Annotated in this window: 14 protein-coding genes; 5 read left to right on the top strand and 9 right to left on the bottom strand. The window is 50.4% G+C overall.

Translation table 11 applies throughout. The features are described 5' to 3' along the window. Nucleotides 1–40 precede the first annotated feature (40 nt). The 3 genes from GS398_RS11475 to GS398_RS11465 all read left to right on the top strand — a co-directional run bounded on the left by GS398_RS11475 (nucleotide 41) and on the right by GS398_RS11465 (nucleotide 3,644). Nucleotides 41–430: a DUF423 domain-containing protein gene (locus GS398_RS11475; RefSeq protein WP_160906894.1), complete on the top strand. Its 390-nt coding sequence runs from the start codon at nucleotides 41–43 to the stop codon at nucleotides 428–430. Next, entirely contained in the window at nucleotides 430–2,910 is a 2,481-nt protein-coding gene (gene priA / locus GS398_RS11470; protein ID WP_160906893.1) for a replication restart helicase PriA, read from the top strand. Before GS398_RS11475 ends, priA begins: the two co-directional genes overlap by 1 nt. A 77-nt stretch (nucleotides 2,911–2,987) precedes the next feature. After that, nucleotides 2,988–3,644, top strand: coding sequence for a protein-L-isoaspartate(D-aspartate) O-methyltransferase (locus tag GS398_RS11465; RefSeq protein WP_160906892.1), 657 nt, complete (start codon nucleotides 2,988–2,990; stop codon nucleotides 3,642–3,644). A 26-nt stretch (nucleotides 3,645–3,670) separates the two neighbouring features. Here GS398_RS11465 and smpB read toward each other — a convergent pair whose 3' ends face one another. The 6 genes from smpB to GS398_RS11435 all read right to left on the bottom strand — a co-directional run bounded on the left by smpB (nucleotide 3,671) and on the right by GS398_RS11435 (nucleotide 9,682). Further along, nucleotides 3,671–4,120, bottom strand: coding sequence for an SsrA-binding protein SmpB (gene smpB, locus GS398_RS11460; protein WP_160906891.1), 450 nt, complete (start codon nucleotides 4,118–4,120; stop codon nucleotides 3,671–3,673). A 148-nt stretch (nucleotides 4,121–4,268) separates the two neighbouring features. After that, nucleotides 4,269–5,495: a hypothetical protein gene (locus GS398_RS11455; RefSeq protein ID WP_160906890.1), complete on the bottom strand. Its 1,227-nt coding sequence runs from the start codon at nucleotides 5,493–5,495 to the stop codon at nucleotides 4,269–4,271. Further along, nucleotides 5,492–5,944 (bottom strand): QcrA and Rieske domain-containing protein, encoded by a 453-nt coding sequence (locus GS398_RS11450; RefSeq protein WP_160906889.1) that lies wholly within the window; start codon nucleotides 5,942–5,944, stop codon nucleotides 5,492–5,494. Before GS398_RS11450 ends, GS398_RS11455 begins: the two co-directional genes overlap by 4 nt. 2 nt (nucleotides 5,945–5,946) lie before the next feature. Then, a complete protein-coding gene (locus GS398_RS11445; RefSeq protein ID WP_160906888.1) occupies nucleotides 5,947–7,152 on the bottom strand; it encodes a di-heme oxidoredictase family protein in 1,206 nt (401 codons plus the stop codon). Between the two features lie 12 nt (nucleotides 7,153–7,164). Further along, nucleotides 7,165–9,036, bottom strand: a complete 1,872-nt coding sequence (locus GS398_RS11440) for an Nramp family divalent metal transporter (RefSeq protein ID WP_160906887.1) — start codon at nucleotides 9,034–9,036, stop codon at nucleotides 7,165–7,167. Next, nucleotides 9,026–9,682 carry a metal-dependent transcriptional regulator gene (locus GS398_RS11435; RefSeq protein ID WP_160906886.1) on the bottom strand — a complete coding sequence of 219 codons (657 nt, stop codon included), beginning with the start codon at nucleotides 9,680–9,682 and terminating at the stop codon, nucleotides 9,026–9,028. The genes GS398_RS11440 and GS398_RS11435 overlap by 11 nt, the downstream gene beginning before the upstream one ends. Nucleotides 9,683–9,806: 124 nt before the next feature. Here GS398_RS11435 and GS398_RS11430 point away from each other — a divergent pair, with 124 nt between their 5' ends. Further along, the gene (locus GS398_RS11430; protein ID WP_160906885.1) at nucleotides 9,807–10,277 is read left to right on the top strand and encodes an Lrp/AsnC family transcriptional regulator; all 471 of its coding nucleotides are present in this window, start codon (nucleotides 9,807–9,809) and stop codon (nucleotides 10,275–10,277) included. Nucleotides 10,278–10,402: 125 nt separating this feature from the next. On the opposite strand, the gene ung is transcribed toward GS398_RS11430, so the two are convergent. Next, on the bottom strand, nucleotides 10,403–11,080 hold the full coding sequence (gene ung, locus GS398_RS11425) for a uracil-DNA glycosylase (protein WP_160906884.1): 678 nt from the start codon (nucleotides 11,078–11,080) through the stop codon (nucleotides 10,403–10,405). A gap of 79 nt (nucleotides 11,081–11,159) precedes the next feature. Between ung and GS398_RS11420 the strand changes: the two genes are divergently transcribed. Then, on the top strand, nucleotides 11,160–11,702 hold the full coding sequence (locus GS398_RS11420) for a tetratricopeptide repeat protein (RefSeq protein WP_160906883.1): 543 nt from the start codon (nucleotides 11,160–11,162) through the stop codon (nucleotides 11,700–11,702). 7 nt (nucleotides 11,703–11,709) lie between these two features. On the opposite strand, the gene GS398_RS11415 is transcribed toward GS398_RS11420, so the two are convergent. Beyond that, the gene (locus GS398_RS11415) at nucleotides 11,710–11,925 is read right to left on the bottom strand and encodes a hypothetical protein (RefSeq protein ID WP_160906882.1); all 216 of its coding nucleotides are present in this window, start codon (nucleotides 11,923–11,925) and stop codon (nucleotides 11,710–11,712) included. A 103-nt stretch (nucleotides 11,926–12,028) separates the two neighbouring features. After that, the gene (lysS, locus tag GS398_RS11410; protein ID WP_160906881.1) at nucleotides 12,029–13,765 is read right to left on the bottom strand and encodes a lysine--tRNA ligase; all 1,737 of its coding nucleotides are present in this window, start codon (nucleotides 13,763–13,765) and stop codon (nucleotides 12,029–12,031) included. Nucleotides 13,766–13,866: the final 101 nt, after the last annotated feature.

Genomic DNA, 13,866 nt, shown 5'->3' with positions numbered 1-13,866 from the left:
TTACCGGCAGTTTCTCACTGATACGATCAAAATCTGCTAAATGAAACAATCCTTTGTTATTACCGCATGTGTTTTTGGCCTCATTGCCGTGGTGCTCGGTGCTTTTGGCGCCCACGGGCTAAAAGATAAGCTAGCCGCCGATCAGCTGGAGAACTGGAAAACCGGTGTGAGCTATCAATTCTACCACACCCTGGCGATCCTGTTCCTGGCGAGCCTTTCCGGCGATATGGATAAGGGCTGGGTTAATTACTCGTTTATTTGCTTCGTAGTTGGCATACTTTTTTTTTCAGGGTCGTTATACCTGCTTTCCACGCGGTCGCTGACCGGTATTACGGCGACCAGAATCCTCGGCCCTGTTACGCCGGTGGGTGGCTTGGCATTCGTTCTCGGGTGGGCGTTCCTCTTAGTCTCTGCACTTAAAGGCAAGTAATGCTTGAGCTGAACCAGGAACAGGCGGGCCGGACTACGCTTTTTGTGGAAGTGATCCTGCCGTTGGCTATTTCCAGGAACTATACTTACCGGGTTCCGCTTTCCATGAACGATGGGATCAGGATCGGCTCGCGCGTCATCGTACAGTTCGGTAAGAGCAAGATCTATACGGCGATTATTTATTCGGTGTCTGAAACGGCCCCGGAGCTATACGAGGCCAAATACATTCTCGATGTGCTGGATGAAGAGCCCGTGGTCAATGCCCAGCAATTAAGGCTGTGGGAATGGATAGCGGCTTATTATTTCTGCAGCCTTGGAGAAGTAATGCAGGCCGCGTTGCCTGCCGCCCTTAAGCTCGCCAGCGAAACCAGGATCATCCTCATGGAGGATCACGAGACCGATAAAGCTACCTTAAATGATAAGGAATACCTCATCGTAGAGGCGTTGAGCATCCAGCCGGAGCTGAAGATCAGCGAAGTGACGAAATTGCTTGGCCAAAAAACGGTTTACCCGGTGTTAAAATCGCTTTTTGGAAAGGGCGTTATCCACATTTCGGAAGAAGTGATCCAGCGATATAAGCCAAAGAGAAAGGCGTTTTTCGAGCTCCACACCGATTATGCCGACCAGGAGAACCTGCGCGCGTTGTTCACCGTACTGGAAAGAGCGCCAAAACAGCTGGAAGCGTTGATGGGTTATATTAAGTTAAGAAGGCAAGGACCGCAGATCTCGAAAAAAGAACTGTTAGAGGCCGCTAACTGCGGGGAGGCCGCCATAAAAGCACTGGTAGAGAAAGGGATCTTTATCCAGGAAGAGCGGATCGTAAGCAGGCTTTCGACGGACGAAGCCGAAACCTATACCAACTTTACCCTGACCGTAACGCAGGAACAGGCTTTACAATCCATCAGGCAACAATTCGACTCGAAAGAGGTTGTACTGTTGCACGGCATTACTTCGTCAGGTAAAACGCTGATCTATATCAGGTTAATAGAAGAGGTGATCACGTCCGGCAGGCAGGCGCTGTTCCTTCTTCCCGAAATTGCGCTTACCACGCAGGTGATCGAGCGGTTAAAGCAATATTTCGGTAACCAGATCGGGGTTTACCATTCGAAGTTCAGCGACAACGAACGCGCAGAAACCTGGACGCAGGTGCTTAAGGGGCAGTACAGGCTCGTGTTGGGTGCGCGGTCTGCGGTACTGCTGCCGTTTGCAGACCTCGGACTGATCATCGTTGACGAAGAGCACGAAACCTCGTATAAACAATTTGACCCCTCACCTCGCTACCATGCGCGCGATACGGCGATCTACCTCGCCCACGTGCATCGCGCCAAAGTACTGCTGGGATCTGCGACGCCCTCGCTCGAAAGCTATTACAACGCCGAAGCCGGTAAATATGGCCTCGCCACCATTTCCGGCCGGTTCGGTAACTCGCGCCTCCCCGAGATCCGGGTGGTAAGCATTGCCGAGGAGACGAAGCGTAAAACGATGGTTTCGCACTTCACTTCCGTGCTCATTACCGAAATCGGGGACGCTTTGAGCCGCAAAGAACAAGTGATCCTTTTCCAGAACAGGCGCGGGTATACTTCCTTTTTGCTTTGCCGCACCTGCGGATTCACCCCAAAGTGCATTAACTGCGACGTAAGCTTAACCTACCATAAAAGCACACAAAAGCTGCATTGCCATTATTGCGGGTATAAACAGGAAACCGTGTCGGTTTGCCCGGCATGCGGATCTACCCACATCGAGCAAAAGGGATTCGGTACCGAAAAAGTGGAGGATGAGCTGGCGATGATCTTCCCCGGGGCCGTGATCGCGCGGATGGACCTCGACGCCACACGCACAAAATACAGCTTCCAGAAGATCCTGGCCGATTTTGAAGAACGCAAGACGGACATCCTGGTAGGCACGCAAATGATCACCAAAGGCCTTGATTTCGACCATATTACGCTTATAGGCATCATCAATGCGGATAGTCTCCTCAATTACCCCGATTTCCGGGCGTACGAAAAAAGCTTCCAGCTGCTATCGCAGGTGGCCGGTCGTGCCGGAAGACGTGAGAAAACCGGGAAAGTAGTGATCCAGGCTTATGATACCCAGCATCGCGTGCTGCACCAGGTGATCAGCAATGATTATCATGCGCTTTATAAAACGGAGCTTGCCGAACGGAAAAACTTCGCTTACCCGCCATTTTACCGGCTCATCCGGCTGGACATTAAACATAAAGACCAGCAGAAAGCAGAGATGGTGGCCACCCGGATGGCCGCTGAACTGAAGGTAACCTTCGGCGACCGGATCCTGGGGCCGCAGCCGCCGCTGATCGCCCGCGTGCGCAACTTCTATATCCAAACGATCCTGATCAAGTGTGAACGTGCAGGCGATTCCATCCAGAAAATAAAGCAGGCGCTTGCCGCGATCCTACTGAAGTTTGAAGCGGATAAAGCGAATAAGGGCATCCTGCTAAGGGTAGACGTCGATCCGTTTTGATGCGTTTGCCTTTGACAGCCAGCGATCAATAAATATCTCATACATTTTAAGCACGCGAGCCGTATTTTAGTACCCGGATGGCCTATAAATTCGTTGATAATTACCGTGAAAAAGGAGCAAGAAAACGTCTCGTAAATAAATTGCGCGAAAACGGGATAGACGACGAGCGTGTACTTGCCGCGATCGGACGCGTGCCCCGGCATTTCTTTTTTGATGAAACATTCTGGGTGCAGGCCTATAAAGACATCGCTTTCCCGATAGGGGATGGACAAACTATCTCGCAACCATATACCGTGGCCTACCAGACCCAGCTGCTGCAGATCAAAAAAGGGGATAAAGTACTCGAAATCGGCACCGGCTCGGGTTACCAAACGTGCGTACTGCTGGACCTCGGCGCTAAGGTTTTTACCATCGAGCGACAGGAGAAACTCTTTAAAAGGACTGAGTACGTGCTCCCGAATATCGGGTACCGGCCGGCATTCTTTTGCGGTGACGGCTCGAAGGGAATCCCGGAACATGCTCCTTATGACAAGATCCTGGTAACCGCCGGCGCACCGTTTGTCCCCGGGCTGCTGCTAAAACAGCTTAAGGTGGGCGGCACCCTGGTGATCCCGGTAGGTGACGAAAAGGAACAGAAAATGATCACGGTTCTCCGTGTAAGCGAAACGGAATATGACCGGATCGTACTGGATACCTTCCGGTTTGTGCCACTGGTAGGCGACCAGGCATGGTAGGGTAGTGACACCTGGTTACTGACGACTCACCCTTTCAGCGCCCGTTCCATTTCGATCTTTGAATCGCGCTCCTTCATGGTTTCGCGTTTGTCGAACGTTTTCTTTCCCTGTGCAAGGCCGATCTCGAGCTTGGCAAACCCGCGGTCGCTGATATATAATGAAAGAGGAATAATGGTGAGCCCCTTTTCTTCGCCTTTTTCCCTTAATTTTTTTAACTCTTTCCTCGTGAGCAGGAGTAACCGGTCGCGCTTCGACTCATGGTTGTAAAAAGACCCGTGCGAATATTCGGCGATGTGCATATTCCGTACGTACAGCCCCTCGTTCATGAACGTACAGAAAGCATCGTTCACATTCGCCTTGCCTTCGCGGATGGATTTGATCTCCGTGCCAAGCAGCTTAATACCTGCCTGGTATTTCTCGAGGATATGGTATTCGAAATATGCTTTTTTATTCCTGATGTTCAGATCACTTCCCATAACTGCAAATATACTAAACCTGCAACTTAAGTGGCGGCTGCAGGACTGGAGAATAATCCCTGGACTATTTCCATCTCCGGTCGACGGATCATCCGGCAGGGCCGGCATGCGCATGGTCGTGCAACAATCACTTAAGCCCGTAGCTGCCCTAAAAATAAGTGGAGAACCCGGCCTGGAAGCCCGCCGTCCGCGCCGGGGGATTGCCCAGCAAATCGGTTTTCCACTGGTACCGGTAGTTTAGCCTCAGCACCGTTTGCGCAGAAGGGCGCCAGCTAACGGCAGGTACGATGCTGTAGACATGATCGGCTATATTGGTGCCGGTAGAAGAAAACGTGCCCTGGTTAAAATCGGCATATTCCAGTCGCAGGGCGGCGTTTAGTACTGCGTCGGGAAAGTCGAGCATCCTTCTTTTTAACAGGGGCTGCACGATATCTACGAAACCGCCTGCCTGTTTCCTGCCGAATTGCTCGGTATAAGTTTCCGGAACGTCGACGGCAAGCCACGCCCACTCGCCATTGATGAACGTACCGGTTTTAGCTAAGGTTGTGTTAAGATCTAACGCAAAAGTCCGTACGCTGCGTTTTTTGTCTAACGTGAGGCCATCTTCCTCAAACTTGTTGTAGATCCCGCCCATATATGATAAGCCCAGTTCCCCCAGTTTCTTGTGCCTTAATGCTACTTTCCCCGTGAACAACGGAATCCCGTTAAAGCTTTCTTCGAACCGTTCACGATTTTCTTTGGTGGCGGGCAGCGAAGTGCGGTTCCCGCTATTGCTGATGATCTTATCGTCGAACCCGTTGGTAAGGTAAGCTTCATAGGCATACACCCAGTTTCCTGTGTATTGCTTCCCGAAAATGCCAAAGCCGGCATTGCTCCAGGTCGCAGGCAGCAACCGGGTGGCGGAGATCGGCCGGTCTACAAATTCCCATTTAGGGCCGTCGTGGTTTTGGTTGAAAGCCCCGATCGGGTTCATGATAATACCGCCACGGATATTCAGGAGGGAAGCGAGCTCAAAGTCGACGGAAGCGAACTCGAGGCTGATCTCCCGGGTGCCGTCTTCAAATTCGAGCTCCGACAAAAACCTGATCCGTTTGTTCACGGCCGATGACAGGAAAAAAGTAAACCGGCGCATCTGGAACTGGTGACCTTCACTGATCCCGTCTTCATTTAAGTATTGGTAGTTTGCTTCCACATATCCGCCAACGGCGACCGGTGTTTTGCCAAGATTCATGAAAGGCCGTTTGTATACCGCGTCCATATTAAGCTGCAGGCCCGTTGTATCGCCAGCGGGTTTCTTCAGGAGATCAGGATTAATCTGCGCCCGGCAGCAGAGCCCGGCCGCCGAAAGCAATATAAAGATCAAATTTCCTTTCATGCTTTTTTTCTTAGATCGATGAATAGCTGGGCGTCGTCCTGCACAATTACGGGAAAATTTAATAGCTGCCTGTTTGCCGGTCCCGAACTCACGCTGCCGCGGTTATCGAATTCACTGCCATGCGCCGGGCATTGCAGCGAATCGCCGAATACCTGTAGTTCAGCGCCCTGGTGCGTGCATTGCATCCATAGCGCCACGTACTGTGTGCGGGAAAAACGGTAGAGGCAGATCGGGAATTTCAACGCACTGTTGCGGACCACGAGGTAGGGATGGAAGTGGTCCCCGCCTTTTTTCCCGTTCCTGAAATTGGCCGGATCAACCACCAGGCCGTCTTTAACCAGCAACCCGGCGATATAACGGGATGTATTGCACGACGAAATAATTCCGCCCAGGAATCCGGCAGCAATACAGGCAGTACAGGTTTTGGTGATAAAATCTCTTCTGTTCATGATCATAACGATTCCAGGAAGTGTATCAAACTGCTTTTCTCTTCGGCGCCCAGGCCCTGGAAACTGGTCTTGCTTTTCAGTCCCTCGCCACCATGAAACAGGATGGCTTCTTCAATAGACCTGGCCCGCCCGTCATGCAGCAGGAAATAGCGGCCTCCCTGGGAGTTTTTCGACAGCCCAAGCCCCCATAATGCAGGCGTTTTCCATTCGGACGTTTTTGCGCTTCCTTCGGTGAAGCCATCATCCAGCGCATTGCCCATATCATGCAGCAAAAGGTCTGTATAAGGGTAAAACTGTCGGTTGCTGAGGGCTGCGATGGTGGACGTTCCGGTTGTTAGCGTCTGTTTATGACAGCTTTCGCACCCAATGCGGATAAAAACCGCCTTTCCCTTCACTACTTCCGGGTCGCCGGGCATGCGCTGAATAGGCGCTTTGAGCGTTTTCAGGTAAAATACCACGTCGTTTACCGTTTTATCGGACACCTCGGGGTCTATCTCCAACCCGCTATAAGTATCCACAGGCTCGAAAGACGATGTGATGCCCATATCCTGGTTATACGCCGTGGCGGTTTGCTGCAGCAGGTCGTACACACTTCCTTTTTTGCCGAAACGGCAGATGTAGAGACCGTTTTTAACCACCGTATTCTTTCTTATGGTTACGTAAGGCGGGATCTTGTTCCAGTTAACCGCGCCCGAAATGCCGTCCCCGTTAAGATCGTCGGGATCGGCCATCGCCAGCAGGTCGGCATCAGGAACGAGATCGATAAAGCCCAGGCCGGTATTGGCCGGTGGCGTGAATTTCGAAAAAGGCACGTTCCTGGGAAGCTGCTCCGGCAGGAACCCCGGGATGGCCCGGTTCTGCAGTTGGGTAGGGCCCTGATCGAGCACGGTATTGCCGGTACTGTCTTTAGCAGCGGTGAACCGGATCAGTGTCGAAAAGGGATGGCCCTTTCCATCGCCTGCGTGGCAACTTCCGCAAGAAGTCGCTACGAATACCGGTCCCAGGCCGGTTTCCGTCGTAAATACTTCGTCATTAAACGCAATGTCGCCATTAAGAAATTGCCTGTTTTGCCCGCCCGTCAGGTCTGCTACAGGGCCGTCCAGCAGTCTGTCGTCTGCGGGCGCAGGCGGAAAGATCTTCTCACACGATGCCATGACAACAATTAAGGAGAAGATCGCGCACAGCAGGAGCAGGTGTTTTTTATTCATAGGGAGATGCCGCTACCGGATGATCATTACCGGGATCTTTACCTGGTGGCGTACGGAATCGAGCGTAGTGCCGAAAATCAGGTCCTTCAGCCCTTTATGGCCATGCGCGCCCATCACCAGGAGGTCCATGTGGTAGGTTTGGGCAAGGGCCGAGATCGCTTTAGACACGTTTCCATACCCGATATGCGTAGCCGCACTATATCCAAGGTTGCCCAGGTCTTCTTTATACTTTTCGAGATTTACCAGGTCGCTTTGTGTTTCGTGATCCATTACTTTTTCGCCATGGTATCGCGCGGCGGCGGTTTCCACGATGTGAATGAGGTGATAATCGGCCTGTTTTCCGCCCTGCATCAGCGCATGGCGGATAGTTTGCAGGTCGTTTTTTGAGAAATCGACCGGGATGCCGATATGCAGGTAATTCACTTTTTCAATTTCTGTGATCTGCAGCGCCTGCCCGTGCGGGATGTTGGAATTGGAGATGCCGTTTTTCCTGAAAAAAGGTTTCAGGAAAACATAGACTAACAGGCTGAAAACAACCAGGGTAAGCGGGATCACCAGCAGGTAGATGAGTACGGGGTTGTCTGCCGTGTTTAACCAGCCTGCGATCTCCTCAAAAACGAGCTTAATGTTTAGTCCCACGATAATGCATGCACTCAGCCATGCAAGTACCTTCGTCCAGGTCTTGATAGCGAATTCTTTCATTTGCACTTTATCTGAGGTGAAATGGATCAATGGGATAATGGCAAATCCCAATTGGAGGCTCAGTACCACCTGGCTCATGACGAGCAGGTCCCCGAGGGCTTCTTCACCAAAGTACAGGATAGTGAAAATGGCCGGAAGGATGGCGAGCAACCGCGTAAGCAGCCGGCGCATCCAGGGTTGAATGCGCAATTTTAGATGTCCCTCCATAATAATCTGGCCGGCCAGTGTTCCCGTGATCGTAGAACTTTGCCCGGAGGCGATCAAAGCAACGGCAAACAGGGTGGGGGCAAGCGAACCGAAAATGTTGTCGAGCAATTTATGCGCATCCTGGATCTCAGCTACTTCATGCAAGCCATTTTTAAAGAAAGCGGTGGCAGCCAGGATCAGGATCGCGGCGTTTACGAAGAATGCCAGGTTTAAGGCAATCGCGGTATCGAAAAAGTTAAATCGCAGCGATTCGCGGATGCCTTCGGACGTCCGGTTGATCTTTCTTGTTTGTACCAGCGAAGAGTGCAGGTAAAGGTTATGCGGCATCACGGTGGCGCCAATGATCCCGATGGCGATATATAGCGCGCTGCCGCTTAAAATAGATGGCTTAAACCCCGACGCAATTTCGACAATGTTAGGTTTAACGATAAACATCTCCGTTAAAAATGAGACGCCAACGATAAATACCATCGACACGATGAATGTTTCCATCATACGCATGCCTTTATTCAGCAGGAACAGGAGCAGGAACGTGTCGAGGATAGTAACCGAAACGCCCCAGATAAGCGGCAGCCCGAATAGCAGGTTTAACCCGATGGCCATCCCGATGATCTCCGCAAGATCGCAGGCAATGATCGCGGTTTGCGCCAGCACGAACAGCGGCAGATTAACCATTTTGGGATACGCATTGCGGGATGCCTGTGCGAGGTCAAGGCCTTTTACGATCCCAAGCCGTGCGCTGAGCGATTGCAGCAGCAGCGCGATGAGGTTCGACATGAGCAGGATCCAGATCAGCTTATACCCGAACTGGCTGCCCCCGGCGATGTCGGTAGCCCAGTTCCCGGGGTCCATATAACCGACGCTTACGAGGTAAGCCGGCCCGATAAAAGCAAGCAGTTTCCTGAAACCGGTCTTCCCGGCGGTGTTTACGGAGGAGTGGACTTCGCTTAAAGATTCAGAATTTTTATTGCTCATATACCAGGATGTTTTTTGCTACGTCGCGACTGACGGTGATCTCCTGGTTGTCTACCAGCAGGGTTACCGAACTGTCGAATTCTATTATTTCGTAGATGACCACCTTTTTACCAAGCACCAGGCCGGTTTTTTCCAGGTAACGGAGAAAGCCCGCAGAGTGCTCGTTCACCCCCGAAATGCTTCCTGAATCGCCCACCTTCATCTTCGATAAACGGATCAGCTCTTTTTTGTGGAACTTTCCATGTTTGTCGGGGATCAGGTCGCCATGCGGATCTGATTTCGGGTTCCCGAGAAACTCCTGTAACCGGTCCACCAACTCCTCAGAACGGATGTGCTCCAGCTCCTCGGCAATATCGTGCACCTCATCCCACTTAAAGTTCAGCTTCTCCACGAGGAAAACTTCCCATAAACGGTGTTTCCGGATAATGCCGAGTGCGGCCTGCAGACCTTCGCCGGTAAGGCTCACCCCCTGGTACTTTACATAGTGGATCAGGTTCTTATCGGCCAGCTTTTTAAGCATGTCCGTTACAGACGATGCCTTGGTGCTCACCGAATCCGCAATGTTATTGGTAGTCACCAGGGCGTTTCCTTCTTTGCTCAAGTGATAAATGGCCTTGAGATAATTCTCTTCAGTTAACGAGTTCACGAAAAAATTGTTTTTGCAAACCTAAGTATAAATTTAGATTTATCTAAAAATTATTATTAAATTTTAGTGCTATTGAGAGAATTAAATTCTGTACATCGAATAAAAAGTTATTTTTGTACTACTTATGGCACTAGAAGCAGATAAAATTGATTTTCAGATACTAAGGATTTTGCAGGAGAACGGCAGGATCACCAACCTTCAGCTTTCGAATGAGATCGGTCTTTCGCCGGCTCCAACCCTCGAACGGGTAAGGAAACTCGAGAACGCAGGGTATATTAAAAGTTACCATGCCCTGGTAGACGAAGAACTGTTGGGTCTTGGTATTAAAACCTTTATCCAGGTCCAGCTGGACTTCCATAAGAACAATACTATCCAGACGTTTGTAGACGAGATCCGTCTCATCAAGGAGATTACGGAATGCCACCACGTAACTGGCCAATGCGATTTCCTGCTGAAGGTGTATGTAAAGGACATCAAGGCATACGAAAGACTGATCATGGATAAGATCAGCAAAATCACCGTAGTGAAAACCTTCCAAACGATGATGATCATGTCCACCAGCAAAAAGGAGCCGGCAGTTCCGCTGGAATATTAGGAGGGGGAACAGGGAACGGGAAATTGGGAATGGAAAATAGAGAATAGAGAATAGAAAATGGAGAATGGAGAATAGGCGGCGCAAAGTCCCTATTCTCCATTCTCTATTCTCTATTCCCCATTCTCCTACACGATCTGCCAATCAATCCCCGTTTTGCCGTTTTCTTCGAGGATCGCATTCGTTTTCGAGAAATGTTTACAGCCAAAAAAGCCGTCGTTAGCAGAATACGGGGAGGGGTGTGCGGCTTTAAGCACCGTGTGCCTGGCCGAATCGATCAGCAGCGCCTTGGATTGTGCAAATTTCCCCCATAGAAGGAAGATGATCCCCTCGCGTTTCGCCGAAAGGCGTTGAATTGCATTGTCGGTGAACTCCTCCCATCCTTTCTTCTGGTGTGAGGCCGGCTGGCCTGCGCGCACGGTAAGCGTGGCGTTCAGCAACAGTACGCCCTGGTCGGCCCATTTGGTTAGCTCGCCGTGCGGCGGATAGGTAAAGCCCGGAATGTCGTCCTGCAGTTCTTTGTAGATACTTCGCAGTGACGGGGGAATGGTAACTCCTTTTTGCACAGAAAATGACAGACCGTGTGCCTGGTTTTTGCCGTGATAAGGGTCCTGGCCGATAATTACTACCTTTACTTTGTCGAACGGTGTATGGTTAAACGCGTTAAAAATGAGGTTTCCAGGGGGATATACCGTTTGGCCCGTGGCTTTTTCCTCCTGCAGGAACGCTTTCAGGGTTTTCATATACGGTTTTTCAAATTCATCCTGCAGTTCTTCTTTCCAGGAAGGCTCGAGTTGGACGCTCATAATTATCGGGCAGCTATTGGTTAAACGCGCAAATAAACAGATATTTGCAATCACGAATTTAGAAGATTGAACTAGAAATATGCCTAATTTTATCAGATTAATTATCGCATTTGCATTCCTTGGGTCGGCGGTTACCCTGTTTGTATTCGGTTTTTGGGGGTGGGGGATTTTGGGAATTTTCCTTGCGATACTGGTTGCAGTAACCTTCTTTTTTAATGAGAACATGCTGGTCGCCCAGTTCTACATGCGTAAAGAGAACATGGACAAGGCAAGCCAGTGGCTCAACCGGATTACCAACTATGAGAAACAGCTGATCCGTGCCCAGCACGGTTATTACAACTTACTGATCGGGCTCATCGAATCGCGTAAGGCGCCGATGCAGTCGGAGAAATACTTTAAACGCGCCCTTTCCCTGGGTATGACGATGGACCATAACGTAGCGCTGGCCAAATTAAGCCTGGCAGGTATCGCTATGTCGAAGCGCAATAAACGCGAGGCCACTATGTACCTCCAGGAAGCCAGGAAGGCCGACAAAAACAAACTGCTTGCCGAGCAGATCAAGATGATGAAAGACCAGATGGGGATGATGGACCGCCAGGTAGTGAAGGGCGGGTACCGTTAATTACCAGTTATTTATCATCAAGATTATCATGCCACGGAGTATCCGCCTCCGCGTTGCGGCTGATAATGTCTTCTTCCATTTCCATAAACGCGTTACGGCTAAAAAACGATTGTTCAGACTGGATCCTTTTCAGTAGCTGGTTAATAAACGAAAGGTCAAAGTCATCTTTATTCAACCTGATCAGGTATTCCTGCCCGGTGATCTCTAAGCTTGATGTTCTCATAATCTCCATATATCTTGGGATTATAAAAATAGAAAAGGCTTATAAACGTGTTGTTTATAAACCTTTAAGATTGTGTTAATCCCGGTTTTAAGGTAAGGATTACCTAACCCTCACCTGTAGTTGAGAACCAGGTCATAGCCTCTTCTTTGGTGGGCAAGGCAATAGCAAGTTTTAATTTCTTCCGCATGCTTCCCAGGTCGTTAAATACCTTGTTTGGGTTGGCTGCCTGCAGCTCTTCAGGGGTGTTAAAGCCCATTTTGTGCAGAACAGGAACCCATTCCGCAGGTACGCCAATTTTTAAGAAATCATTTGCGGTAATAACGCGTGCTTTTTTCTCGGGACGCATCTGCGGAAAGAACAACACTTCCTGGATGGTGCTTTGACCGGTCATCAGCATCACCAGCCGGTCGATACCGATACCGAGGCCGGAGGTAGGCGGCATGCCGTATTCAAGTGCGCGAAGGAAGTCGTCGTCCATTGCCATGGCTTCCTCATCGCCGCGATCGGCCAGCAGCAGTTGTTCTTCAAGCCGTTCGCGCTGATCGATCGGGTCATTCAGCTCTGAATAGGCGTTTGCAATTTCTTTCCCGTTTATAAAAAGTTCAAAACGCTCTACCAGGCCTTCTTTGCTCCGGTGTTTTTTGGCCAGCGGGGTCATCTCGATCGGGTAATCGGTGATATAGGTGGGCTGGATGAGGTTGGCTTCCACTTTTTCACTAAAGATCTCGTCGATCAGCTTTCCGCGGCCCATGGTGCCGTCTACTTCGATAGCAAGTTCCTGGCAGAACTGGCGAAGAGCGGTTTCGTCCATGTCGGTAACGTCAGTGCCTGTATATTTCCCGATCGATTCGTACATCGACATGCGCTCGTATGGCCCCGCGAAATTAATCTCGTGCGTGCCTACCGGTATTTTCGTGGTTCCATGTACTGCGAGGGCCACTTTTTCCAGGCAGTCCTCTACCATCTTCATCATCCAGATATAGTCTTTGTAAGCTACATAGATCTCCATCGAGGTAAATTCAGGGTTATGGGTGCGGTCCATGCCTTCATTCCTGAACATTTTACCAAACTCGTACACACCGTCGAACCCGGCTACGATCAGTCTTTTAAGGTACAGCTCGTTCGCGATGCGCAGGAAGAGCGGCATATCGAGCGTGTTATGATGCGTTTTAAACGGACGTGCCGCCGCACCGCCATGTACTGGCTGCAGGATCGGTGTCTCTACTTCCATCCATCCCTGTTCATCAAAATAATTCCGCATGGTGTTGATCACCTTCGATCGCTTGATGAAGATCTGTTTAAAATCGGGGTTTACCGTAAGGTCCACGTAGCGCTGGCGGTACCGCAGCTCGGGATCGGTGAACGCGTCAAAAATATTGCCTTCCTCGTCGCGGCGCACCACCGGCAGCGGTTTCACGGACTTCGAAAGTATGGTGAGCTCTTTTGCATGGATGGAGGTCTCGCCAGTTTGGGTAATGAACACGAAACCTTTTACGCCGATAAAGTCACCCAGGTCGAGCAGCTTTTTAAAAACGGTGTTGTAGAACGTTTTGTCTTCGCCCGGCGAAATATCGTCGCGCTTTACATAGACCTGGATACGACCCGTGGAATCCTGGAGCTCCACGAAAGATACGCTGCCCATGATCCGGCGGCTCATGATCCGGCCTGCGAAGCTGATATCCTGGTATAATTCCGTATTAGCCGGGTAATGCTGTTTTATTTCTTCTGCCGTGGCACTAACGTCAAACGACCCGGCAGGGTAGGGGTTGATGCCAAGATTGCGGAGGTCCTGCAACGCCCCGCGGCGTAATATTTCCTGTTCGGATAATCCGATGCTCATGTTTAAATTTTTTGCGAAATTACGTTTTTACGCCCGATATTAAAGTAATTTGTGCGATTCACCCGTGGCTCCCGCCCGGGAGAAAGATAAAATATAGTTTT

It is taken from the genome of Hufsiella ginkgonis, from assembly GCF_009834915.1.
GTDB classification, from domain to species: Bacteria; Bacteroidota; Bacteroidia; order Sphingobacteriales; family Sphingobacteriaceae; genus Hufsiella; species Hufsiella ginkgonis.
Note: the sequence above shows the minus strand (reverse complement) of the source record. Positions and strands in the feature narration are given on the sequence as shown.